Source organism: Bacillus safensis (assembly GCF_039619585.1).
Taxonomy (GTDB): Bacteria; Bacillota; Bacilli; order Bacillales; family Bacillaceae; genus Bacillus; species Bacillus safensis.
Map to the genome: position 1 here is coordinate 1,076,697 of NZ_CP154909.1, position 24,272 is coordinate 1,100,968.

The window sequence follows — 24,272 nt, forward strand, 5'->3', positions numbered from 1 at the left end:
TTAGCTCTTTTTCACAAGTCATATTAAGAATGTTTTGTTGAACTTTCCGTTTCTTTCATTGGACTTACTTCAGCAAAGATGAATAAAATAACCGTAAACACAACTGCAAGAATGGAAGTGAGCGTAAAATCATAAGCAGCTCCATTCATAGAGGCAACGATGTAACCAGCCATATGTGTCAGCAGAAAAGTCCAAATGAGGGTGATAATATAATGCATAATCCCACCGTCCTTTATGTAACAATCTATTGATTATCATACCATAGATGCAAGTGAAGGGAAAAGACTGTTTTCCGCCTTTATGTGACCATTTTAAGACCTTCTGCTATAAAAATAAAAAGAATTCTTCTGTCTTTAGGGGATTTCCTTATTCCTACAAGAGTTGTTGTTCATATCATAGAAAGCAGAATCACTGAAAGGAGGCTGGCCATATGGGTGTAAGCGAACGTTTTTTCCAGCTTGGTTCCCAGTGGAACATCATTCACCTTCCTCAAAAACCAAATGGCTTTGGCATTCTAATCCTCGGTGACCGAAATCACTTTGTGCAGGAAAATACATCATTCTGGCTTCAGCATTATGGAAGAAACCAGCTTTTAACTGCCTTAAAGGATGAAGGATATACATTGTTTAATAGTCATCTTCATGGGAATCACTGGGGATGCGAAGATGCTGTTTTTAGTGCCAAGCAGCTCGTGCATCACACACTAAAACAAGAAATATTAAACCGGGAAATTCATGTGCTCGCAGAGGGAATGGGTGCACTTGTTGCTATGAGCCTTGCTGAGGAGATGCCTGAAGTACTAAGGTCCATTGCGATGGTGAATCCATGTCTGAATCTGGATGCACAACGAGAAAGAGAAAAGGAACACAAATTCTTTTATAAGCAGCTGCTCAAAGAGTTAGCAGAGAGCTATGGCTGTTCTGAAAAGGAAGCTGAAACGTATCCACTGCCTTCTTGTCCTGTTCATTCTGCTCATGTACCGATTCATATATGGCAAAGGCTAAACGGCGCACCTTATGCATATGAACTTCACGCAAAGCCTTTTATTGATCAGCATATGAAAAATCCAGAACATTGTCAGGTCGATCTCACGCTGCATATGTTTGATCATCCGAGAAGAATCTTTCAATCCATTCACAAGTTTTATAAATCGCATGAAAGAGAATTGTGATGAATAGGATGATAACAGCCCTTCATAGAAAGGGCTCTTCTTTTTATTCGATATTAAAAAAGGGGACGTGAACATGGAAACAGGACTGATCATAGGGGCAGATGAGTTTTTTGGCCTGACACTTTGTGAATATATGATGAAAGAGGGCATTCAAGTGGATATCACGCGTCCTCATGATCTTAAAGAAGAACAAAAGGCACTGTTAGAAGAGCGGATGATGTGGCTGGGCAGAAATGATCTCGTTCGTGTCATTGACCTTCAGGATAGCAAAGACACGTATGACCTCATTTTTATTCAATCAGAGGAACCGCATAACAGGCAGAAAGACATCAAAGCAGAGCATGGCATGTACCAGATTCTTTATGAAAAACCTGAAAATGAATCAGTGAAACAGGATGTGCCGGCAGTTATTCTTCCTCGCATGTTCGGACCATGGACACTCAATGAAGATCAAACAAAGCGTGCAGATTCACTTTTTGTAGAAGATGTGGCAAAGGAATTGTTACAATGGGCTTCGGACACAGGTCAAAGACAGGACATGACGTATGAATTGAAGGTAGAAAGCCAAACAGATGACAAACAAGCAGAAGACATGATTGCAGAATGGAAAAGACAAAACTCAACATTTTTCGACAAAAAGCAAGAATGATCTTCCATCTTATCTTTTTTCAGTATAAAATAAACCTATATTTAACATACAGGTTCATCACTGCATGTTGCAAAAGGGAGTTGAACATGGCATGAAGTACCAGCGGCTTGTCATGATCTTTTCGTTCCTTCTTCTATTAACTGCCTGCTCGCAGGCGCCTTTAAAAGGAAAAATTGAGAAGGTGGGTTTACTCGTCCCCGATACGATCAATGATCAAGTTTGGGGAACGAAAGGTTATAAAGGCTTATTAAGTATCCAATCAACATTTGGTGTAGATGTTTATTATAAGGAAGGAATGGTCGACAAGGAGAAAATCGTTGATGCCATTGAAGAATTCCATAAAAAAGGAGTCAATTTAATTATTGGCCATGGCAATGAATACAGTGAAATTTTTAACTTGATCAGTGAAGATTATCCAAACATACAATTTATTACGGTCAATGGAAACAAGCCTCAGGCGGGCAATGTCACAAACGTGACGTTTAAAGGTGAAGCGATGGGCTTTTTCGGAGGCATGACAGCTGCACATATGTCAAAAACAAAAAAGATTGGTATTCTTGCTACATATGATTGGCAAAGTGAAGTAGACGGCTTTATCAAAGGAGCAAAATATCAAGATGAACATGTACAAGTATTAGCAGAGTTTGTCGAAAACTGGGATGATGCTGACAAAGCGGTGGAGCTCTATCAAAAATTAAAAAAGCAGGGCGTTGATGTTGTGTATCCAGCAGGTGATGGTTATAATATCCCTGTCATTGAACAAATCAAAGCCGATAATTTATCAGCGATCGGATACGTCACCGATCAATCCAACCTCGGCAGCCATACAGTTTTAACGAGCACTGTACAGCATGTTGATAAGGCGTACAGTATCATTGCAAAGAAGTTTAATGAAGGCAAGCTAAATGAACAAGATGAGTACTCCTTTGATTTTAAAGAAGGAGTGGTCGAGATGGGGAAATTTAGCTCCACCATTGACGACGCTTTTGTGAAAGACATTGAAAGTGATATTGCGTCTTACAAAAAAACCGGAAAACTGCCAAATGAAAAGTGAGGAGACGACGACATGCAGCACGAAAAATCGATGGAATTTTTACAAATTGCCATGAAGTATTTTCCGCAGGCGAAGGAAGAGTTAGATAAAGCAGGGATTCAGCTTGACCCTGAAGCACTTCAGCCGCTTCTAACATTATTTACATCTGTCATGCAGGAAGCATACGAGCTTGGAAAAGCAGATGCAGAATCAGAAAAAGCCACAGAATAGTGGCTTTTTTTATGATAATTTTTTCTTGAAGGCACTAATCATAGGGCCAACATCTTTAAACACAGGCTTCAGCTCATCGATGGAGTTCATAATGTTCCCAATTTGATTCATGACATGCATGTAGTCAATTGAGTCCTCACTTGAAGATGTCTCCGCACGTTCCTCCTTTGCCTCTGTCTTGCTTTTCTCCTTCTCAATCGGCTGTCCAAACATCATTGCTGAGAAAATATCTTTTTGTGCCATATCACATGTTCCTTTCTACTATTGGTATATATCATTAATCTATGAAAAAAGTGAGAGGAAAGGTTAGACGTTTGTATTGCCAAGAAGAAAAAAATAAGGTAAAATTAGTACCAGATACTAATATAAGATCACAATATCACATGCTCGTATGAGTAAAAGGAGTCTTATTCAATGAATGCTGGAATTATTGGCCTTGGCCGCTATATACCTGAAAAAGTATTAACAAATCATGATTTAGAAAAAATGGTTGAAACTTCTGACGAGTGGATTCGTACTAGAACAGGTATAGAAGAAAGAAGAATTGCATCTGATGATGTCAATACATCTCATATGGCGCTTGCTGCTGCAAAAAAAGCATTAGCTGCCGCAGATGTGGCTGCAGAAGATATCGATATGATTCTTGTGGCGACAGTCACGCCAGATCAAGCATTTCCGACAGTTGCTTGCATGATTCAAGAGCAGCTCGGTGCACATAAAGCATGTGCAATGGATATTAGCGCTGCGTGTGCTGGCTTTATGTATGGGCTTGTTACTGGAAAACAATTTATCGAATCAGGAACTTACAAACACGTGCTTGTTGTCGGTGTAGAAAAGCTTTCTCGCATTACAGACTGGGATGACCGTAATACTGCTGTTTTGTTTGGAGATGGAGCTGGAGCTGCTGTGCTGGGAGAAGTCAGCGAAGGCAAAGGAATTCTATCATTTGAACTTGGAGCAGATGGAAGCGGCGGGAAGCACTTGTACTTAGATGAAAAAGATCATACAATCATGAATGGACGAGAAGTATTTAAATTTGCTGTAAGACAAATGGGAGAGTCAAGTGTAAATGTCATTGAAAAAGCTGGACTATCAAAAGAAGACGTTGATTTCTTGATCCCGCATCAAGCAAATATTCGCATTATGGAAGCAGCACGCGAACGCTTAGAGCTTCCAGTTGAAAAAATGTCGAAGACGGTTCATAAATACGGAAACACATCAGCAGCATCCATTCCAATTTCACTATGTGAAGAAATCGAAGCCGGAAAAATTCATGACGGCGATGTGATTGTAATGGTTGGTTTTGGTGGCGGATTAACTTGGGGCGCAATCGCTATGCGATGGGGCCGATAAAAGAGTGGGGTGCACAAATTAATGGATAAGAAACGAGTAGTTGTTACAGGATTAGGTGCTTTGACACCTCTTGGCAACGATGTAGAGTCAACATGGAAAAATGCTTTAGCGGGTGTATCAGGGGTTGGACCGATTACACGTGTCGATTCAAGTGAATATACCGCAAAAGTAGCGGCAGAACTAAAAGATTTTAACATTGAAGATTACATGGAGAAAAAAGAAGCGCGAAAAATGGCACGCTTCACACAATATGCAGTCGTTGCAGCTCAAAAAGCGCTGGAAGATTCACGTCTTGAAATCACAGATGAAATCGCACCGCGTGTTGGTGTATGGGTTGGGTCTGGTATTGGCGGGCTTGAAACATTTGAAGAGCAGTTCGAAGTGTATTCAAATAAAGGGGCAAGACGCGTCAGTCCATTCTTCGTCCCAATGATGATTCCTGATATGGCGACAGGCCAAATCTCTATTGCACTTGGCGCAAAAGGGGTTAACTCTTGTACGGTGACAGCATGTGCAACAGGAACAAACTCGATTGGTGATGCATTTAAAGTTATTCAGCGCGGAGATGCAGATGCAATGATCACAGGCGGAACAGAAGCGCCATTAACAAAAATGTCGTTTGCAGGTTTCTGTGCGAACAAAGCCCTTTCGACAAATCCTGATCCAAAGACAGCAAGCCGTCCGTTCGACAAAAACCGTGACGGATTTGTCATGGGTGAGGGTGCAGGGATTATTGTTCTTGAAGAACTTGAGCATGCCTTAAAACGTGGTGCGACCATTTATGCAGAAATCGTTGGTTATGGTTCAACTGGAGATGCCTACCATATTACAGCACCAGCTCCAAATGGAGAAGGCGGCGTCCGTGCAATGAAAGAAGCGATTCGAGATGCAGGGTTGTCTGTGGAAGATATTGATTATATCAATGCCCACGGTACAAGCACACCTTACAATGATAAATTTGAAACAATGGCGATTAAAGAAGTATTCGGAGAGCATGCGAACCAGCTTGCGATCAGTTCGACAAAATCAATGACAGGTCACTTACTTGGCGCAGCAGGCGGAGTAGAAGCCATTTTCTCTGTTCTTGCGATTAAAGACAGCGTCCTTCCTCCAACCATTAATCTTGAAACACCGGATGAAGAATGTGATCTTGATTATGTAGCAAATGAAGCACGTTCAAAAGAAGTACAAGTGGCTTTAAGTAACTCACTTGGTTTTGGCGGGCATAATGCGACAATTATTTTCAAAAAATACGAAGCGTAATACTTTCTGAGAAAGCGGCGGTCGATAAACAGATCGCCGCTTTTTTGCATATGATGAAAATGGAGGTGTTCAGCGGTATGGGTCTGATCAATACACAATATCTCATTCATCAATCATCATCATTTCAGGAGCTTGCAGCGCGCTTTGTTCCTTATTTTAAAGGGGTCGAGGAAAAAGAATGGTCGTCTATCCTCGCTCACCTGCAGCATCACGGGATGGTTCGGTCTTGGAGCTCGTGCAAAAACATGATCGACAAGCTCAAGGAAAAAGGGTATTTCAAGCTTGTCATGAAAGAATATCAAACGCTTCAAAAGCAGTGGGAAGGTCCAGACATTCCTGTGTTTATTTTACCTGTCAACGAGAGCAGCAGAGAAATCAGAGAGCAATTTTATTATCAATCCGGCATGGCATTTGATGACAAGGTCTTTCTTTTTTTGTCTCCAAATACCCCGAAGGAGCGAATCGGTACATTGCTGACTCACGAATATCACCATGTATGCAGGCTGCATTTTCTCTCAAAAGAAGAAAAAGACTTTACATTCCTCGATACAATCATGATGGAGGGGCTCGCTGAATATGCTGTGTATCATAGATATGGAGAAAACTATACAGCGAAATGGACCACCTTCTATAGCGAAGAACAGCTTCAGCGTATGTACAAGAAATGGGTATCCAGTCATCTTGATCAAAGAGTCCAGGACGACGAAAGGCTGATACAGAATCTTCTTTATGGAAAAGGGAACTACCCTAAAATGCTTGGTTACGCTACCGGGTTTTATATTGTGAAAAAATATTTCAATGAGCACCGAATCAGCGAGGAGTCGATGATTGCAGAGCCAGCAGAAACCTTTTTAAAGGCGATAGAATCACAAAGTGAATAATTCACATAAAAAGAGACATATTACAAATTTACTAAATACTTCTTGATTTCGTCATAGCGATGTAATAATATACAAATAATTCTTTTTATTTTTAAAATACAGAATATTCAGGTTCGATTCTATTGATCTAAGGAGAAAGGGGCGAATGAATGAGCACGCTGCTTGAAGTGCAAAACTTAAAAACATATTTTTTTCGAAAAAAGGAACCGATACCTGCTGTGGATGGCGTTGATTTCAGCATCAACAGAGGAGAAACTGTCGCATTAGTCGGTGAGTCTGGGTCTGGCAAAAGCATTACGTCCTTATCCATTATGGGTCTGATTCATGGAACGGGTGGGAAAATTATGGACGGTTCCATTAAACTTGATGGAAAGGACCTTGTTACATATAGTGAAAAGGAATTATGCAGCATCCGCGGTAATGATGTATCTATGATCTTTCAGGAACCCATGACCTCACTTAATCCCGTCTTAACCATCGGAGAACAAATAACAGAAATCCTCATCTATCACAAAAAACTTTCAAAAAAAGAAGCGGTCAAAAAAGCGGTTGATCTGCTGAAGCTTGTTGGTTTTTCCCGCCCGGAGCAAATCATGAAAGATTATCCGCATCGTTTATCAGGCGGCATGCGGCAAAGAGTGATGATTGCCATAGCGTTAAGCTGTGACCCGAAGCTTCTCATTGCAGATGAACCGACAACTGCCCTGGATGTGACCATTCAAGCACAGGTACTCACATTAATGAAAGATTTATGCTCTACCTTTGGTACATCTATTCTTCTTATCACACATGATTTAGGTGTCGTGTCTGAAGTGGCAGATCGAGTGATTGTCATGTACTGCGGACAGGTTGTTGAAAATGGAACTGTTGAAGAGTTGTTTGAACAGCCGCTTCATCCTTACACAGAAGGGCTGCTTGAATCGATTCCTGTCATTGACGGAGACATACAGCCGTTAACAGCCATCAAAGGGAATGTTCCTGCGCCAGATCAGCTTCCAGCCGGCTGCCGCTTTGCTCCTAGATGTCCGCAAGTGAAGGAACGCTGCCTGGGAGAACTGCCTAAGCTGAGAACATTTGAAAATGGCAGAAGCGTCAGATGTTTCTTATATGAGGAGGCAGACCACACATGACCCTTGCTCAAAATCAAACACAAATAACGGAATTACCAGAGAAAGAAACGATCCTTGAACTGAAACAGATTCGAAAACATTTTCCGATTAAAGCGGGCGTCTTTCAAAAGAAAGTCGGTGCAGTGAAAGCTGTTGACGGCATAGACTTGAAGATTTATAAAGGTGAAACGTTAGGTATTGTCGGGGAGTCAGGATGCGGGAAATCTACACTAGGCCGGACAATGATCCGCCTATACGAACCAACTGACGGTCAAATCTTTTTTAAAGGGCAAGACATCACGCGCGTATCAGAGTCAAAGCTAAGACAATCTACACGAAAAAACATCCAAATGGTTTTTCAAGATCCCTTTGCATCACTCAACCCTAGAAAAACACTTCGAAGCATCATCAAAGAACCCTACAAAACACATCACTTATATTCCTTAAAAGAAAGAAATGAAAAAGTAGAACAGCTTTTATCAAAGGTAGGTCTTCATCCAAGCTTTGCGAACCGCTATCCCCATGAATTTTCAGGCGGGCAGAGGCAGCGGATCGGCATCGCTCGTGCGCTTGCCATGAATCCCGACATGATCATCGCAGATGAGCCTGTATCAGCACTTGATGTATCTATTCAGGCGCAGGTTATTAATCTGATGGAGGAGCTTCAGGAGGAATTTGACCTTACCTATCTATTTATCTCTCACGATTTAAGTGTGGTCAGGCATATTAGCGATAGAGTCGGCGTCATGTATCTCGGCAAAATGATGGAGCTTGCCGATAAGCATAGTCTGTACGATGACCCGCTCCATCCGTATACACAGGCTCTGCTTTCTTCCGTTCCTGTCACCCGTAAAAAAGGGCAGACGAAAAGAGAACGCATTATGCTCCAAGGCGATCTGCCGAGTCCTGCAAATCCGCCAAAAGGCTGCGTATTTCACACAAGATGCCCGCACGCGAAAGAAATCTGTAAAGAAAAAGTACCAGCATTTCAGGAATTAAAAACGAACCACTTTGTTGCCTGCCACCTCTACAACGCTTGATCAAGCTTGTATGATCTCATCTTTGAGAGGGGGGATGAAACAGGATTCGATCATTATTTTTAAAAAAGAATAGGGGGAATTGTCTATGAAAGGTAGAAATAGAAAGTCCATTTTGGTCAGTTTACTGCTGATTTTTACATTAATCCTTGCTGCTTGTTCTGGTGGAAATAAAACGTCTGGAGACAGTGGAAAGAAATCCACAGGTAAACCGGTACAAGGCGGCGATCTTGTCATCGGTTCAATTGCAGAGCCAACATTATTTAACTCGCTGTATTCTACAGATGTGGCAAGCTCTGATATTGAGGAAAGAATCTACAGCTTCTTACTTCAAACAGACGGAAAGCTCAACCCTCAGCTATCGCTGGCAGAGGATATTAAAGAATCTGATGACGGCAAGCAGTTTGATGTCACCATTAAAAAAGGTGTGAAGTTTCATGATGGTGAAGAACTGACTGCTGACGATGTTGTGTTTACATACAGCATTCCAATCAATAAGGACTACAACGGGGAGCGCGGATCAGGCTTTGAAGTTTTAGAGTCTGTTAAAAAGACAGGGGACTACTCGATCGAATTCAAGCTCAATAAAAAAGATCCGTATTTTTATAATGTCACACTAGGAAGCTACGGTATTTTACCTAAGCATATTTTAGGTGATGTGCCTATAAAAGATCTCGGTGAAAACGAATTTAACCGAAAAAAACCAATCGGTTCTGGTCCATTTAAATTTGCAGAATGGAAAGAAGGAGACTACGTCAAACTAGAAGCCTTTGACGATTATTGGGATGGACGTCCTTACCTTGATACTGTCACAATTAAAACCATTCCTGATCAGAATGCAGCGATTGCCCAGCTGTCAGCAGGAGATATTGATTTCTTTGCTGTACCAGGCTCCGAGCTGCAAACAGCTGAAAAAGTGAGCAACATTAAAATTGAATCTGATCTAGGACTCAATTATTCATACATTGGCTGGAACCAGAAAAATGAACTCTTTAAAAGTAAAAAGGTCCGCCAAGCGCTGACACATGCTATTGATCGTCAAACGATTGTTGACCAAGTGCTAGATGGAGACGGCAAAGTAGCCAATATTCCAGAAAGTCCGCTGTCCTGGAACTATCCAAAGGATGAAAGTGTGCCAGTGTTTGAATTTGATCAAGAAAAAGCGAAAAAGATGCTGAAAGAAGAGGGCTGGGAGGATACAGATGGAGACGGCTATCTTGATAAGGATGGCAAGAAATTCTCCTTTGTCATAAAGACCAACCAAGGAAATAAAGTTCGTGAAGATATCGCTGTCGTTGTCCAGCAGCAGCTCAAAGAAATCGGTGTGGAAGCGAAGCCGCAAATTGTGGAATTCAGTGCACTCATTGAGCAGACGACACCGCCTAAGTGGGATTATGATGCGCTGCTGCTCGGCTGGAGCCTTGCGACATTCCCTGATCAATTCAGCATATTCCACTCAAGCCAGTCTGAAAAAGGCTTAAATAACATCTGGTATAAAAATAAAGAGGTCGATAAGCTGTTAGTCGATGCTAAAAACTTAAGCGATCGAAAAGATTATTCAAAGGCATATGAAAAAATTTATAAACTGATCGCAGAGGATCAGCCGTATACGTTCCTCTACTATGCCAATTCACATCGCGCTATGCCATCTAATCTCCAAGGCTACTCTTACCACCCGAAAGATGAGTATTACAAAATCGAAAAATGGTGGCTTGAACAGTAGGCTGATAGTGAAGAAGGGGGATTCTCCCCTTTCACCGTGAGAACAATCCCTTGCATTCGGTGTCAGTTCTCTGCGCGGGTGCTAAAAAGATCACTTCGTTCGCTCCGCATCAGCACGAGAATTCAAGGGTTTTCAGATCACGCTGAAAAGAAGACAAAAGGCTAAAATAACATCATTTTGGCCTTTTTTTCACAGAATGGCGATCCGATGAAAAAGGAGTTGTGCATATGGTTACATATATCATTAGAAGGACATTGCTCTCGATTCCCATCTTATTGGGGATTACCATTTTGTCCTTTGCCATTATGAAAGCAGCACCAGGCGATCCGATGTCACTCATGATGGATCCTACTATTAGTGCGGCAGACCGGGAAGCCTTTATTGATAAGTACGGCTTGAACGATCCTGAATATGTGCAATATATGAAATGGCTTGGCAATATGCTACAAGGTGACTTTGGCACATCCATTGTCAAAAAGGGAACACCCGTGGCTGATTTGATTTTTGCCCGGCTGCCAAATACCCTCATCCTCATGATCTTTTCTACAATAGTTGCCCTGCTGATCGCCATCCCATTTGGTGTTCTTTCAGCAAAACGTCCATATACAAAGCTTGACTATGGCATTACGGTTACATCTTTTATCGGACTGGCTATTCCAAACTTTTGGTTTGGTCTCATCCTCATTATGGTTTTATCCGTGAACCTAGGTTGGTTTCCAACTGGCGGAGTTTCTACCTTGAATGCCGATTTTAATGTGTTAGACCGGCTTCATCATATCATTTTACCTGCCTTTGTTTTAGCAACGGCTGATATGGCAGGGCTGACCCGGTACACAAGGTCGAGTATGCTTGATGTCATGAGGCAGGATTACATCCGCACAGCAAGAGCGAAAGGCTTTAGAGAAAACAAAGTCATTTTTAAGCATGGTTTAAGAAACGGTCTTATGCCTGTCATAACGATTTTCGGATTAATGATACCATCTTTTATTGGCGGCGCAGTCGTGGTGGAACAAATCTTCACCTGGCCTGGACTTGGAAAGCTGTTCATTGATTCTGCCTTTTCGAGAGATTATCCGGTCATTATGGCAATGACCGTTATTTCCGCAGTGCTTGTGGTGGTTGGAAATTTAATAGCGGATATTTTATATGCGATCGTTGATCCGCGTATTGAATATTAGAAGGGAGCTGAAGCACAATTGGCACAGCCTAATATGGGAACACCTCCTGTTGATATCAAATTAAAGGAGGGCCTTCCGCCAAAGCCAGAGACGATGCTGCGTTTGTTTTGCGAGAAATTTTTCAAAAATAAATTGGCGGTTGCCGGCTCCGTGATCTTATTGATCATTATCTTTTCTGCCATTTTCGCTCCAGTGATCGCTCCATATGCACCAGAGCATCAAGATTTATTGAAGCGGCTCCAGCCGCCAAGTGCTGAGCATTTTATGGGTACTGACAAGTTTGGCCGCGATATATTCTCAAGGGTGCTATATGGCGCGCGGGTCTCTTTATTGGTTGGTTTTGTCTCGGTGGTCGGTGCGATCACCATTGGCACCGTCGTTGGTGCGGTTGCGGGGTATTTCAAAGGGTTTGTTGATTCTTTGTTAATGAGGTTTGTAGATGTCGTGTTGTCGATTCCAGACATTTTTCTATTGATTACGCTCGTCACCATTTTCAAACCGGGCATTGATAAATTGATTTTAATCTTTGCTTTGACAGGCTGGACAACAACGGCCAGACTCATCCGCAGTGAATTCTTATCACTTCGAACAAGAGAATTCGTCCTCGCGGCGAGAACCATTGGAACGAAAAATCATGTCATCATCTTTTCGCATATTTTACCGAACTGTATCGGTCCTATTATTGTATCAGCTACATTAAAAGTAGGCTCCGTCATTTTAGCTGAATCAACGCTCAGCTACCTTGGCTTTGGTATTCAGCCGCCAACGGCAAGCTGGGGCAACATGCTGCAAGATGCACAAAATTTCTCGATTATGGTGCAAGCTTGGTGGTACCCGCTTTTCCCAGGTTTATTCATTTTGCTGACTGTTTTATGTTTTAATTTTTTAGGAGATGGGCTGAGAGATGCGCTTGATCCTAAAAAGCTGAAGTAAAGTTTAAAGGGGCTCTGCGTTTCCTGAACGAAAGAAAGACATGAAGCTCATCATTCTCAGCTTGAAGTTTTGATAAAGTTGGAATAATTTCTCTATCCCTTGCCCATACTGTGGACAACAGTTTTTATAAAGTGAGGGATTGGTTATGTTATTTCTTCATGACGTATGGGTGAATTGGTTTGAAGGGGAAGAGAATGGCTACAATGTGTGTCATTTTCATGAGTGGCGTAAGGAGGACAGTGTTGAACTGTTAGATCAAGTGCCTTTACTTAAGGTGCAGAGCCCTTTGTTTGATTACATAGAGAATGATCTTTCAGAGCTGCCGAAGACGCTGCTAGAGTCTGTATTTGAGAAATCATATATTCGAAAAAATCATGAACGCCGTAAATTAGAGTATTGCTTTGTAGTCACCGACGGAATTCGAATCATTGCTGTAGATACGATAGGGTATTCCATACCTGTGAGAAAAAGCCGCTTGATTCCAAGGCAGGAGCAATTGGTGTATGAAATGGTGAAAGATGTGAAGGCAGAGGAATATGAATTTTCTAAGGACAGCCTTGAATCGACGAAAGAGTATCACATTCTATCACTGCCGCCGCAGCATATCAGCGGATTAACGAGAAAAGAAAGACAGCTGAAACAGCTGATGTTTATGGCGCTCGATCAATTAAAAGGGCTCAAAAACAGGGCGGAGATTGCGTATTGGTATACGGAATGGAACCCGCGCATGTACAACCAAATCAAACGAATGTCTTTCGAAGAGATTTGGAACATGCTTTACAATGAAACGATTGATGGGTGGTCAGAGAATCATTTAGCCTTCTGTGAAAAAATGATTAAAGGACAGCCTTTTTTCGAAAAGCTTTGGGAAATGGAAAACGAATCAAAAGTAAATTAGAAAAAGCTTGCAGCGAGTCGTGCTGCAAGCTTTTTTTATTTGCGTTTTCTGCCAAGACCCATCGCATTCTCCATTTTTTTCAGCATTTTGTTTGCTGCGCGGTTTGCTTTTTCAGCACCTTCGTCTAGAATGCGGTCAAGCTCGTCTGATTCAATGAGTTCGTAGTATCGATCTTGAATTGGTTTTAAAGCATCAATGACAACGTTCGCAAGATCTCCTTTAAACTCACCATATCCTTTGCCTTCGTACTTTTGCTCCAGCTCAGCAATCGATATGTTGCCTAAAACAGAATAAATCGTCAGCAAGTTGGCAATTCCAGGCTTGTTCTCTTTGTCATACCTCACGATGCCTTCTGAATCCGTCACAGCACTTTTAATTTTCTTTTCAAGCTGCTTTGGTTCATCTAATAAGGTAATGAAAGATTTTTGGTTCGGATCGGATTTGCTCATTTTTTTCGTTGGATCTGTTAAAGACATAATTCGTGCGCCTTCTTTTGGAATTTTCACTTCAGGCACAGTGAAGATGTCATTGTACTTTCGGTTAAAGCGTTCAGCGAGCGTTCTAGTCAATTCAAGATGCTGCTTTTGGTCTTCTCCAACAGGGACTAAATCAGTACCATATAATAAGATATCGCCAGCCATTAATGGGGGATACGTTAATAGGCCTGAAACAACTGCTTCTTTACCAGCGGATTTGTCCTTAAATTGGGTCATTCTTTCTAATTCCCCAATATAAGCAACACATTGAAGCATCCATCCTGCCTGGGCGTGAGCAGGTACCTCTGATTGGATAAACAATGTCGCTTTCTCTGGATCAAGACCAACAGCTAAATAAAGAGCTGCTAAGCTTCTAATATTTTGGCGGAGAGCTAATCGGTCCTGACTCACTGTAATCGCATGTTGATCCACGACACAAAAATAGCCATTATAGTCATGCTGCAAATCAACAAATTGCTTCATTGCTCCAATATAGTTCCCTAACGTGACAGAACCGCTCGGCTGAATGCCTGAAAAAATTGTCTTCTTTGTCATACTAAAACCTCTTTTCTTCAATATAAAAAGGCCCACCCATCACTTTTCAACAGAAAAGGGACGAATGAACCGTGGTACCACCCTTGTTATTTCACATAGAAATCACTCAAGACGTTGATAACGGAGACTGCTCCGTCTAAGCCTACTCACTTTTTTAGAAGTGTTCGGTTAGCTGCTCCAAAGCCCATTCCATACATGCCATTATCTGCTCACACCGGCCGCAGATTCTCTGTAAATGGTGAATATATGTACTCTTCTTTTTCATCGCAACAATATGTCTATCTATTATAAAGGATGACCATGAAAAAGTCACGAAGCCCTTATGTGACCTTCTCATCATGCCTATTGACACTTAAAATTTTAGATAAAATAACAAATATCTGTCAGAATTTTTTAAAAAAGGATGATTAATTATATGTATAAAACATTATTCCTGCTGAATTTGTTAAATTATTTTAATCAATTTACGCTTTAATTTGTTGAAGTGATTGAGACTTTAGTTTATAAAAATCCCTCTTTATCCCCATTTACGTTTTTAAAAAATATATGAAATTGATATTGCAATAAATTATTCTATTCATTATAATGAATTTGTTCACACGTTTGTGCTAGGCTCTTTACATAGTGAAAATTCAGAAAAAACAAAAGAAATAGAAAGTAAGCTATTCAGGGACTTTTTTACGCTATTTCTTAAATCTGAATCTCATCTTCTATCGAGACCTTTGAACTAAAAACATATTATAAGGGGGAATACAGTTGAAAAAGCGTTGGTCTGTTGTTACTTTAATGCTTATTTTCACACTTGTATTAAGCGCTTGTGGTTTCAGCGGAAACAAATCAGGCGACAGCACGAGCAGTTCTGGAGAGGCTAAAACAACATTAAATGTGAATATCTCCACTGAGCCTTTTTCTCTACATCCGGGATTGGCAAATGATTCAACTTCAGGTAGTGTCATCCGTCAGACTTTTGAAGGGTTAACAAGAATTAACGCTGAAGGAAAGCCAGAAAATGCAATGGCTTCTGATATCAAAACAAGTGCTGATGGTAAAACTTATACATTCACACTTCGTGATGCAAAATGGTCTAATGGCGACCCTGTAAAAGCAGAAGATTTCGAATATGCTTGGAAATGGGCATTAGATCCTAAAAATGAATCTCAATATGCTTACCAGCTTTACTATATTAAAGGTGCTGAAGCAGCTAACAAAGGGAAAGCGAAAGTTGCTGATGTTGGCATTAAAGCTAAAGACGACAAAACGCTTGTAGTTGAGCTAGAAAACCCAACACCGTTTTTTACTGAACTAACTGCATTCTATACTTATATGCCAGTCAACAAAAAAGTGGCTGAAAAGAATAAAAACTGGTACACAAATGCTGGTGAAAACTACGTATCTAACGGACCATTCGTTCTTTCTAAATGGAAACATGGCGGTTCTATCACGCTTGAAAAGAACAATGAATACTGGGATAAAGATACTGTGAAATTGAAAAAAATCAACATGTCTATGATCAAAGATACAAACACTGAGCTTAGCATGTTCAAAAAAGGCGAGCTTGACTGGGCTGGTTCTCCAACTGGAAGCCTTCCAACTGAGTCTTTAAAAACATTGAAAAAAGAAGGCGGTCTGAAAATCCAGACGATCGCTGGTATCTATAACTACAAATTCAACACAGAAGTAAAACCTTTAAACAATGCAAACATCCGTAAGGCCCTTGCATACTCAATCAACCGTCAAGCGATCGTTGACAAAATTACGCAAGGTGAACAAGTTCCAGCAATGGCAATCGTTCCACCAACAATGGAAGGATTCACAGATAACAAAGCTGGCTACTTCAAAGATCACGATGTAGATACAGCTAAAAAGCTTCTTGAAAAAGGTGCGAAAGAATTAGGTTATAAGTCTGTTTCTGATCTTCCAACATTGAAACTTTCCTACAACACAGATGAAGGCCACCAAAAGATTGCACAAGCAATTCAAGAAATGTGGAAAAAAGATTTAGGTGTGAAAGTTGAACTTGATAACTCTGAGTGGAACGTATACATCGACAAAATCCACAGCGGAGATTACCAAATCGGACGTATGGGCTGGTTAGGTGACTTCAACGATCCAGTGAACTTCCTTGAGCTTTACAAAGATAAAGACGGCGGAAACAACGACACTGGATGGGAAAGCAAAGAGTACAAACAATTGTTGAATGATTCTGCAAAAGAAACAGATAAAACGAAGCGTGAAGAAATGCTGAAAAAAGCAGAAGAAATCATCATCAACGATATGCCTATAGCACCAATTTACTTCTACACTCAGCTTTGGGTACAAGATCCAAAACTTAAAGGTGTAGTTGTATCTGGACTAGGTGATGTTCAATACAAATGGGCACATTTCGAAAAGTAAGAGTAATAGTGTAAGAGATCTACGGCAAGGATCTTAAGGTATATGGAGGATGTCTCTCCATATACCTTTCTTGCTGATTAGAGAAATTGTTGTAAAATCATGGAGGTGCAATTCCGTTGCTTAAATATATCGGTAAGCGATTAATATATATTTTAATCACACTGTTTGTTATTGTAACTGCAACTTTCTTTCTCATGCAGGCAGCACCTGGTGGTCCATTCTCTGGTGAGAAGAAACTTCCTGCTGAAATTGAAGCAAACCTAAACGAGCACTACGGATTGGACAAGCCCTTATTTGTTCAATATGTAAACTACCTAGGTTCAGTTGCAACATTAGATTTTGGTCCCTCATTTAAATATAAAGGACAAACCGTAAATGACTTAATCAGTTCTGGATTCCCCGTTTCCTTTACCCTCGGAATTGAGGCAATTCTCCTCGCATTAGCATTTGGTGTATTGTTTGGGGTCCTTGCAGCGCTCTATCATAACAAGTGGCAAGACTATACGATTGCCATTTTAACGATCTTTGGAATTTCAGTTCCAAGTTTCATTTTAGCGGCGCTACTACAATATGTATTTGCATCTGAGGCAAGTATTATAGCGATCTTCCCAGTTGCAGGATGGGAGTCTTGGGCAAGCACCGTACTACCTTCTATTGCACTTTCCTTCATGCCAATGGCATTTATCGCTAGACTTGCACGGTCAAGTATGCTTGAAGTACTAAATAGTGACTACATTAGAACGGCTAGAGCGAAAGGATTAACAAAATCTGCTGTGACGATCAAACACGCCATCCGAAACGCATTGTTACCTGTTATCACATACATGGGACCAATGGCTGCTTCAGTTTTAACAGGTAGTTTTGTCGTTGAGAAGATTTTTGGTATTCCTGGCTTAGGCTCTCACTTTGTCACAAGCATTACAAACCGTGATTACACCGTCATCATGGGTGTCACAGTCTTCTACAGTATTATTCTATTAATCAGTATTCTAGTCGTTGACGTCCTCTACGGTATTATCGATCCTAGAATTAAACTGACGAAGGCGAAGAAAGGGGTCTAACACATGGAAGAGATGAGAAAAGATTTATTTGTGCCTGCGACAGCTGACGCAGCAGAATCTGAAAAAATTTCTAAACCTAGTCTATCTTTATGGAAGGATGCCATGCTTCGCTTCCGTGCCAATAAACTTGCAATGGTTGGACTTACAATCATTTTTATTATCGTGATGCTGGCCATCTTTGTTCCGATGTTTTCTAAATACGATTACTCTACGACTGATTTGCTGAATGCTGACCAGCCGCCTTCAAAAGAACACTGGTTTGGTACAGATGATTTAGGACGTGACATGTTTGTCCGTACATGGGTCGGGGCAAGAATTTCGATCTTTATCGGGCTTGCTGCAGCGGTGCTTGACGTGATTATCGGTATTATCTGGGGAAGTATTGCTGCATTCAAAGGCGGCCGTACAGATGAAGTGATGATGCGTATCGCAGACGTTTTATGGGCAATTCCAACACTATTAATGGTTATCTTAATGATGGTTGTTCTGCCAAAAGGATTATTAACGATTATCCTCGCCATGACAGTCGTAGGCTGGATTAACATGGCACGTATTGTTCGGGGACAGGTTTTACAATTAAAGAGTCAAGAATACGTTCTTGCAGCACAAACATTAGGTGCGAAAACATCTAGACTTTTATTTAAACACTTAATTCCAAACTCAATGGGACCAATCCTTGTGACGATGACATTAACGATTCCTTCTGCTATCTTCACAGAGGCATTCCTAAGCTACCTAGGGCTTGGTGTACCGGCTCCGTTAGCGAGCTGGGGAACAATGGCGTCTGACGGAATTCCAGCCATGACGTATTACCCTTGGAGATTATGGTTCCCAGCCGCATTTATCTGTATTACAATGTTTGGTTTTAACGTGGTTGGAGACGGACTAAGAGACGCTTTAGATCCGAAGTTGCGTAAATAAGGAGTGATTAGGATGGAACGTGAACGTATTCTAGAGGTGAAAGACCTTGCAATCTCATTTAAAACATATGGTGGAGAGGTTCAAGCCATTCGTGGTGTGAACTTCCACTTAAATAAAGGCGAGACACTTGCTATTGTAGGTGAATCTGGCTCTGGTAAAAGTGTGACATCACAAGCGATCATGAGATTAATTCCGATGCCGCCAGGTTATTTCAAGCGCGGACAGATCCTGTTTGACGGCCAAGATATTGTCAAGAAAACTGAAAAACAAATGCAAACCATTCGAGGAAAAGATATCTCAATGATCTTCCAAGATCCGATGACGTCTTTGAATCCAACGATGAAAGTCGGGAAACAAATTACAGAAGTACTGTTCAAGCATGAACAAATTTCAAAAGAAGCGGCTGAAAAAAGAGCCATTGAACTATTGGAGCTCGTTGGAATTCCAATGCCCGAAAAAAGAATTAAACAATATCCGCACGAATTTAGTGGCGGGATGAGGCAAAGGGTTGTCATCGCCATGGCGCTTGCAGCAGATCCAAAGCTGCTGATTGCCGATGAGCCGACGACTGCACTTGATGTAACAATTCAAGCACAAATTTTAGAATTAATGAAAGAAATTCAGCAAAAGGTTGACACTTCGATTATCTTTATTACACATGATCTAGGTGTTGTTGCCAACGTCGCTGATCGTGTAGCTGTTATGTATGCAGGACAGATTGTGGAGACAGGGACTGTCGATGAAATTTTCTACAATCCAAAGCATCCGTATACATGGGGACTTTTAGCATCCATGCCGAGTCTTGACACAGATGGCGGAGATGAAGGAAAGCTGACTGCCATTCCAGGAACACCGCCAGATCTGACAAACCCGCCGAAAGGAGATGCATTTGCACTCCGCAGCGATTATGCAATGAAAATTGACTTTGAACAAGAACCGCCAATGTTCAAAGTATCAGATACGCATTATGTGAAATCATGGCTACTTCATCCGAATGCACCTAAAGTTGAACCGCCTGCTTCTGTAAAGGCGAGAATGCGTGAACTAGAAGGTAGCTACGAAAAACCTGTATTAGTAAAAGAGGGTGAATAGCATGGCAGAAAAACTGTTAGAAATCAAAAATTTGAAGCAGCATTTCCATACAGCAAGAGGAACTGTGAAAGCAGTTGATGGGGTTTCATTTGATATTTACAAAGGTGAAACGCTTGGTCTTGTAGGTGAGTCTGGTTGTGGTAAATCCACTACGGGCCGTTCGATCATTAGACTTTATGATGCGACAGATGGTGAAGTTCTTTATAAGGGAGAAAATGTACACGGGAAGAAATCAAGACAAAAAATGCTTGAGTTCAACCGTCAAATGCAGATGATCTTCCAAGATCCATATGCTTCACTCAACCCTAGAATGACAGTGCTTGATATCATTGCAGAGGGCATCGACATTCATGGCCTTGCAAAAACAAAACAGGCGCGTAAAGAGCGTGTGTACCAATTACTTGAAACTGTTGGCTTGAACAAAGAGCACGCGAACAGATACCCGCATGAATTCTCAGGCGGTCAAAGACAGCGAATCGGAATTGCACGTGCATTAGCAGTAGAGCCGGATTTCATCATCGCCGATGAACCAATCTCTGCATTAGACGTGTCGATCCAAGCGCAGGTCGTCAATTTATTGAAAGAGCTTCAAGAGGAAAAAGGTTTAACGTACTTATTCATTGCCCATGACTTGTCCATGGTAAAATACATCAGCGATCGTATCGGTGTGATGTATTTTGGAAAATTGGTTGAGCTGGCACCAGCGAATGAATTATACGAAAACCCGCTTCATCCATATACAAAATCATTGCTGTCTGCGATTCCGCTTCCAGATCCTGATTATGAGCGTAACCGCAAACGAATCAAGTATGATCCATCTGTTCACAAAGGAACAAACACCGAGTTCCGTGAAGTGAAGCCAGGTCACTTTGTGAGCTGCACAGAGGAAGAATTCAAAGAGCTACAGGCGAAACAATCATAAGAAGGAAGAAGCACTGCTAAGTCAGTGCTTCTTTTTTTATTTTACAAAAAAAGAAGATGATGGTAACTTTTAGTTAAGTACAAGCAGATACCGGAGGAAATCAAATGTTAAATTGGAAAACCTTTCGTTATTCATTGCTTCATGTTCTCATTGTATTCATGCTTTTTTCAACGTCTTTTTTCAGGAAACCAAACGGAGGAAAGTGGATGCTCGCGTTTATGGTACTCATTGGGATTGTGTCTTTTTCAATGGAATATATGCTTAACCGAAAGACAAGCGGTCAGAAGCAAGAAGCATGGCGCGTAAAATATCTTTATTTCATTATGCTTCAAATTGCGATGACAATTATCCTGTTTGTCTGTATTCAACTCGTCATGAATCGTTCGTTATAAAACTTTTTTTGCGTTAATTGAAAAAAAGTGAAACTACTTAAGACTTTGCTGCGTCTTACTAGTACAGGCGTTTAAATAGCAGGAAATCGGGAATATCTAAGGAAGTGGTTCTTAACTATAGCATAAGGAGCAGATCCATGAATTGGTATGAAAAGCTCAGTGAATACTTCCCGATAGAAGAAATGAAGTCAAAAGAGCATATGGAAGCTTTATTAAAGGAAAGAAGTGATATTTATCATAAGGAGGAAGGACCTCATCATGTGATGATGTACGCCGAATTTGATTCTTTCATCTTTATTGATTATTTATTTGTTTCCAAAGATGCAAGAGGTGAAGGCCTCGGGTCAAAGCTTATTCATAAGCTGAAGGAAAAAAAGAAACCGATCTTGCTTGAGGTCGAGCCTGTAGATGAAGATGATGCAGATACTGCAAAACGCCTAAAGTTTTACCAAAGAGAGCACTTCAAGCATGCAGAATCAATCGGTTATAAACGCAGGTCACTTGCAACAAATGAAGTGAACCGCATGGAAATTCTTTATTGGTCGCCTCTTACAAATCATGAGGAAGAGATCATGGAAGCCATGAGGAAGACTTATGAACGAATCCATACGTATAAAGATGAAGAATGGTATGGACAATCGTATGAGGATGTTGATGATGTATTGAAGATCATTGAAAATAGAAAGCAAAAAAATATTTTCGATCATCTCGAGTAAATGAGAATGTTCTGACATCCAGCAGCACGACAAAATGAATGAAATTGTCTAGTTTTTGTCACAAAAATTGCAAGAAAATCTGTTCACACTTACTTTTTTATAGTATAATCACTATAAAGATTACTTATTTAGAACAATTTTAATTTAAGAATACAGATCAATATTCATTCTACAAATTGAGGAGTGAAGATTTATGGTAACATTATACACATCACCAAGCTGTACATCATGTAGAAAAGCAAGAGCGTGGTTAGAAGAGCACAATATCCCATATCAAGAGAGAAACATTTTTTCTGAGCCTCTTTCAATCGATGAAATCAAAGAAATTCTTCGAATGACAGAAGACGGTACAGACGAAATTATCTCAACACGTTCAAAAGTATTCCAAAAACTAAATGTCAATGTTGAGACAATGCCGCTTCAACAATTGTATAAACTAATCAATGAGCATCCAGGTCTTTTGCGTCGTCCAATTATCTTGGATGAAAAAAGATTACAAGTTGGGTACAATGAAGATGAAATTAGACGTTTCTTACCAAGAACGGTTCGTACATTCCAACTAAGAGAAGCTCAGCGACTTGCTAACTAATAAAAACATAAAAAGCTGCCGATCATTTGGCAGCTTTTTTTATTTATTTTCAGCCGTTTGTTCGTAAAAGAGGCTCGCTAATATGACCACTATGACGGTTAAAAACGGAAGCATCAATTCAAGCGTGGCATGCTGTGCCATAAATTCAGCCAATTTCACATCACGTACAATCATTTCACCCCCTGTAAAGGCCAAGAGAGCACTTCCTCCGTATAAAAGAAACGGAAATTTAGTTAAAGCTGCATGAATCAGCTTGCTTCCCCAAATAATAATCGGTACAGAAATCATGAGACCAAAAGCGGTCAGAAGCATGTTGCCTTTTGCTGCACCTGCAACTGCGATGACATTATCAAGTGACATAAAGAGGTCAGCAATCACAATGGTTTGAACCGCACGCCAAAGGGAGCCGCTGCTCTTTATCCGAATCGATTCCTTCTTTTGTTCAATTAACAGATTGTATCCTATATAAAGGAGAAAAAGACCGCCAATAAACTGCAAATAAGGGATAGTCAATAAATAAACGGCGGCACCAGTCATTGTAATTCTCATCAACACGGCTAAAAGAGTGCCGATCCAAATGGCTTTATTGCGTTTGTCATGTGATAAACTGCGACTCGCCATCGCAATAATGAGCGCATTATCTCCGCCTAAAATTAGGTCTATGCCAATAATCATCAGTAAGGATACGATCCACTCTGTTTCCATCCATTTCACCTCATGTCCCAAATAGAGCTCGTACAACCAATATATGAGGACAATTCAAATATATGTTTCTGCAAGTTTTCTCTGCAAAAAATGCGTTTTTATTTCTTTTATTCATGTTTTATCATAAAATAGACAGTACGAAGCAATACCTCAATTCTTTAAACGGTTAACATGTAGACGGAACGGGTAAAGTGTAGTAAAGTACTATTAATTGGGAGCTTGTATGTCCCTTCAACATCTTATATAGAAGGGAAGGTTGGCAAAATGGAAATCGAAAGAATAAATGAACATACAGTCAAATTTTATATTTCCTACGGTGATATTGAAGATCGCGGATTTGACCGTGAAGAGATCTGGTACAATCGTGAGCGCAGTGAAGAGCTGTTTTGGGAAGTAATGGACGAAGTGCACGAAGAAGAAGAATTTGCAGTAGAGGGACCGCTTTGGATTCAAGTACAGGCACTTGACAAAGGTCTTGAAATTGTCGTGACAAAAGCCCAACTTTCTAAAGATGGACAAAAGCTCGAATTGCCGATTCCAGAAGATAAAAAAGATCAAACAGATGAAGAAAGCTTAGACGCACTGCTTGATGATTTTCATAAAGAAGAGCAAGATCAAGAAGACCATAATGAGAAGGACAAAAAACTTCAACTTCAATTCGTATTGAAAATGGATGACTTTGAAGATTTGATTGCACTTTCTCAATTAAATATGCAGGATTTTACCACAAGTTTATATTCGTTTGAAAACCGTTATTATCTATATGTTGACTTCCACGAGGATTTGTCAGATGAGCAAGTGGAGAATAAGCTCAGCATTTTGCTTGAATATGCTCATGAATCAGTGGTCAGCATCTACAGACTGAAAGAATACGGTCAGCTGATTATCGAAGGGAATGCCCTTGAAACGATTCAACAGCACTTCTCGTAACTAACAAAAAGTCGATTTCTATAGAGGAATCGGCTTTTTTATCTGAATGAATAGATAAAT

At 40.7% G+C, this 24,272-nt stretch carries 26 protein-coding genes and 1 other annotated feature; of the genes, 22 read left to right on the forward strand and 4 right to left on the reverse strand.

Going from position 1 to position 24,272, the window contains the following annotated elements; genetic code table 11:
• Positions 1 to 23 precede the first annotated feature (23 nt).
• Positions 24 to 218 (reverse strand): YjzD family protein, encoded by a 195-nt coding sequence (locus AAYR28_RS05385; RefSeq protein WP_003211779.1) that lies wholly within the window; start codon positions 216 to 218, stop codon positions 24 to 26.
• A gap of 212 nt (positions 219 to 430) precedes the next feature.
• On the opposite strand from AAYR28_RS05385, the gene AAYR28_RS05390 reads away from it, so the two are divergent.
• The 4 genes from AAYR28_RS05390 to AAYR28_RS05405 all read left to right on the forward strand — a co-directional run bounded on the left by AAYR28_RS05390 (position 431) and on the right by AAYR28_RS05405 (position 3,084).
• Positions 431 to 1,171 carry a hypothetical protein gene (locus tag AAYR28_RS05390; RefSeq protein WP_024425057.1) on the forward strand — a complete coding sequence of 247 codons (741 nt, stop codon included), beginning with the start codon at positions 431 to 433 and terminating at the stop codon, positions 1,169 to 1,171.
• 73 nt (positions 1,172 to 1,244) lie between these two features.
• The gene (locus AAYR28_RS05395; protein ID WP_342496068.1) at positions 1,245 to 1,820 is read left to right on the forward strand and encodes a nad binding enzyme; all 576 of its coding nucleotides are present in this window, start codon (positions 1,245 to 1,247) and stop codon (positions 1,818 to 1,820) included.
• Positions 1,821 to 1,911: 91 nt separating this feature from the next.
• Positions 1,912 to 2,874 carry a BMP family ABC transporter substrate-binding protein gene (locus AAYR28_RS05400; RefSeq protein WP_034282085.1) on the forward strand — a complete coding sequence of 321 codons (963 nt, stop codon included), beginning with the start codon at positions 1,912 to 1,914 and terminating at the stop codon, positions 2,872 to 2,874.
• Positions 2,875 to 2,886: 12 nt separating this feature from the next.
• Positions 2,887 to 3,084, forward strand: coding sequence for a ComZ family protein (locus tag AAYR28_RS05405; protein ID WP_034282083.1), 198 nt, complete (start codon positions 2,887 to 2,889; stop codon positions 3,082 to 3,084).
• A 9-nt stretch (positions 3,085 to 3,093) separates the two neighbouring features.
• Here AAYR28_RS05405 and AAYR28_RS05410 read toward each other — a convergent pair whose 3' ends face one another.
• Positions 3,094 to 3,327, reverse strand: a complete 234-nt coding sequence (locus tag AAYR28_RS05410; protein ID WP_034282082.1) for a hypothetical protein — start codon at positions 3,325 to 3,327, stop codon at positions 3,094 to 3,096.
• A 171-nt stretch (positions 3,328 to 3,498) separates the two neighbouring features.
• Here AAYR28_RS05410 and AAYR28_RS05415 point away from each other — a divergent pair, with 171 nt between their 5' ends.
• From AAYR28_RS05415 to AAYR28_RS05455, 9 genes are all read left to right on the forward strand, one after another.
• A complete protein-coding gene (locus tag AAYR28_RS05415; protein ID WP_034282079.1) occupies positions 3,499 to 4,437 on the forward strand; it encodes a beta-ketoacyl-ACP synthase III in 939 nt (312 codons plus the stop codon).
• Positions 4,438 to 4,458: 21 nt separating this feature from the next.
• Positions 4,459 to 5,700: a beta-ketoacyl-ACP synthase II gene (gene fabF, locus AAYR28_RS05420; RefSeq protein ID WP_034282078.1), complete on the forward strand. Its 1,242-nt coding sequence runs from the start codon at positions 4,459 to 4,461 to the stop codon at positions 5,698 to 5,700.
• Positions 5,701 to 5,777: 77 nt separating this feature from the next.
• The gene (locus AAYR28_RS05425; RefSeq protein ID WP_342496069.1) at positions 5,778 to 6,581 is read left to right on the forward strand and encodes a DUF2268 domain-containing protein; all 804 of its coding nucleotides are present in this window, start codon (positions 5,778 to 5,780) and stop codon (positions 6,579 to 6,581) included.
• Between the two features lie 149 nt (positions 6,582 to 6,730).
• The gene (locus AAYR28_RS05430; RefSeq protein WP_034282076.1) at positions 6,731 to 7,711 is read left to right on the forward strand and encodes an ABC transporter ATP-binding protein; all 981 of its coding nucleotides are present in this window, start codon (positions 6,731 to 6,733) and stop codon (positions 7,709 to 7,711) included.
• On the forward strand, positions 7,708 to 8,730 hold the full coding sequence (locus AAYR28_RS05435; protein ID WP_034282075.1) for an ABC transporter ATP-binding protein: 1,023 nt from the start codon (positions 7,708 to 7,710) through the stop codon (positions 8,728 to 8,730). Before AAYR28_RS05430 ends, AAYR28_RS05435 begins: the two co-directional genes overlap by 4 nt.
• An 85-nt stretch (positions 8,731 to 8,815) precedes the next feature.
• A complete protein-coding gene (locus tag AAYR28_RS05440; protein ID WP_046310550.1) occupies positions 8,816 to 10,450 on the forward strand; it encodes a peptide-binding protein in 1,635 nt (544 codons plus the stop codon).
• Positions 10,451 to 10,677: 227 nt separating this feature from the next.
• Complete coding sequence (locus tag AAYR28_RS05445; protein WP_046310552.1) at positions 10,678 to 11,628, forward strand: ABC transporter permease; 951 nt, start codon at positions 10,678 to 10,680, stop codon at positions 11,626 to 11,628.
• 33 nt (positions 11,629 to 11,661) lie between these two features.
• A complete protein-coding gene (gene opp4C, locus AAYR28_RS05450) occupies positions 11,662 to 12,561 on the forward strand; it encodes an oligopeptide ABC transporter permease (protein ID WP_081124254.1) in 900 nt (299 codons plus the stop codon).
• 145 nt (positions 12,562 to 12,706) lie between these two features.
• The gene (locus AAYR28_RS05455; RefSeq protein WP_024426484.1) at positions 12,707 to 13,459 is read left to right on the forward strand and encodes a YjbA family protein; all 753 of its coding nucleotides are present in this window, start codon (positions 12,707 to 12,709) and stop codon (positions 13,457 to 13,459) included.
• Between the two features lie 35 nt (positions 13,460 to 13,494).
• Here AAYR28_RS05455 and trpS read toward each other — a convergent pair whose 3' ends face one another.
• A complete protein-coding gene (gene trpS, locus AAYR28_RS05460) occupies positions 13,495 to 14,490 on the reverse strand; it encodes a tryptophan--tRNA ligase (protein ID WP_061109672.1) in 996 nt (331 codons plus the stop codon).
• 53 nt (positions 14,491 to 14,543) lie between these two features.
• Positions 14,544 to 14,764 (reverse strand) — a binding site (T-box leader).
• Between the two features lie 482 nt (positions 14,765 to 15,246).
• Here trpS and AAYR28_RS05465 point away from each other — a divergent pair.
• The 8 genes from AAYR28_RS05465 (at position 15,247) to spxA (ending at position 22,577) form a co-directional block, all read left to right on the forward strand.
• Positions 15,247 to 16,884: a peptide ABC transporter substrate-binding protein gene (locus AAYR28_RS05465; RefSeq protein WP_327828104.1), complete on the forward strand. Its 1,638-nt coding sequence runs from the start codon at positions 15,247 to 15,249 to the stop codon at positions 16,882 to 16,884.
• A 116-nt stretch (positions 16,885 to 17,000) separates the two neighbouring features.
• The gene (locus tag AAYR28_RS05470) at positions 17,001 to 17,945 is read left to right on the forward strand and encodes an ABC transporter permease (RefSeq protein ID WP_024425044.1); all 945 of its coding nucleotides are present in this window, start codon (positions 17,001 to 17,003) and stop codon (positions 17,943 to 17,945) included.
• Positions 17,946 to 17,948: 3 nt separating this feature from the next.
• Positions 17,949 to 18,866 carry an ABC transporter permease gene (locus AAYR28_RS05475; RefSeq protein WP_024425043.1) on the forward strand — a complete coding sequence of 306 codons (918 nt, stop codon included), beginning with the start codon at positions 17,949 to 17,951 and terminating at the stop codon, positions 18,864 to 18,866.
• Positions 18,867 to 18,878: 12 nt separating this feature from the next.
• Positions 18,879 to 19,958: an ABC transporter ATP-binding protein gene (locus AAYR28_RS05480; RefSeq protein ID WP_024425042.1), complete on the forward strand. Its 1,080-nt coding sequence runs from the start codon at positions 18,879 to 18,881 to the stop codon at positions 19,956 to 19,958.
• Between the two features lies 1 nt (position 19,959).
• Positions 19,960 to 20,880 (forward strand): ABC transporter ATP-binding protein, encoded by a 921-nt coding sequence (locus tag AAYR28_RS05485; protein ID WP_024425041.1) that lies wholly within the window; start codon positions 19,960 to 19,962, stop codon positions 20,878 to 20,880.
• A 104-nt stretch (positions 20,881 to 20,984) separates the two neighbouring features.
• A complete protein-coding gene (locus AAYR28_RS05490; RefSeq protein WP_034282065.1) occupies positions 20,985 to 21,272 on the forward strand; it encodes a hypothetical protein in 288 nt (95 codons plus the stop codon).
• 137 nt (positions 21,273 to 21,409) lie between these two features.
• A complete protein-coding gene (locus AAYR28_RS05495) occupies positions 21,410 to 21,988 on the forward strand; it encodes a GNAT family N-acetyltransferase (RefSeq protein ID WP_034282062.1) in 579 nt (192 codons plus the stop codon).
• 193 nt (positions 21,989 to 22,181) lie between these two features.
• Complete coding sequence (gene spxA / locus AAYR28_RS05500; RefSeq protein WP_003211421.1) at positions 22,182 to 22,577, forward strand: transcriptional regulator SpxA; 396 nt, start codon at positions 22,182 to 22,184, stop codon at positions 22,575 to 22,577.
• A 39-nt stretch (positions 22,578 to 22,616) separates the two neighbouring features.
• Here the strand turns inward: spxA and AAYR28_RS05505 are convergent, their stop codons facing one another.
• Entirely contained in the window at positions 22,617 to 23,282 is a 666-nt protein-coding gene (locus tag AAYR28_RS05505; protein WP_034282060.1) for a TerC family protein, read from the reverse strand.
• Positions 23,283 to 23,546: 264 nt separating this feature from the next.
• Here AAYR28_RS05505 and mecA point away from each other — a divergent pair, with 264 nt between their 5' ends.
• Positions 23,547 to 24,212: an adaptor protein MecA gene (mecA, locus tag AAYR28_RS05510; RefSeq protein WP_024425038.1), complete on the forward strand. Its 666-nt coding sequence runs from the start codon at positions 23,547 to 23,549 to the stop codon at positions 24,210 to 24,212.
• Positions 24,213 to 24,272: the final 60 nt, after the last annotated feature.